Source organism: Petrotoga sp. SL27, from assembly GCF_002924605.1.
Classification (GTDB): Bacteria; Thermotogota; Thermotogae; order Petrotogales; family Petrotogaceae; genus Petrotoga; species Petrotoga sibirica.
The window spans coordinates 1-466 of the sequence record NZ_JAIP01000021.1 but is presented as its reverse complement, the minus strand read 5'-3'; the positions used below and the strand labels follow the sequence as shown (position 1 = coordinate 466).

Sequence of the window (466 nt, the reverse complement as noted above, 5' to 3'; positions counted from 1 at the left end):
GTGTAGTTATAATAATAATCACCAGGCCAAATTGGATTATTTATCCATCCTTTTAGCCAAGAGCGATGGACCCTCAACCCTTGAGGCTGATAAAGAGGTAAAACAAGTGCGTAATCAATGACAAACTCTTGAATGTCTATATAAATTTTTTCTCTTTTAACAGGGTCAGTTTCAACAGCAGCATCTTCTATCATCTTGTTCAATGATTTCCCACCAAATTCTGGCCTTGGCAAGCTTGCAAATTCCGCAAAGTTTTCGCCGTAGTACCCTCCGTAATCACCTTCACTATGATAATAGGTGAAAATAAAGTTATGTGGATCTGGATAATCAGCTAACCAACCTATGATGTAAACTGGAAGCAACATGTTTTCTCTTGCATCTAAGTAAGTTGGCCATTGAACTCCTCTAACTTCAACTTGGAATCTTGGATTGATCTTTGCTAAATTATCCCTCAATATCTCTGCTG

The 466-nt window shown here is 38.0% G+C and carries 1 protein-coding gene; it reads right to left on the bottom strand.

Annotated features, from left to right (window positions below; all coding sequences use genetic code 11):
* The coding region (locus AD60_RS07865) for an ABC transporter substrate-binding protein (RefSeq protein ID WP_233186866.1) at positions 1 to 466 on the bottom strand (466 nt) is incomplete at both ends.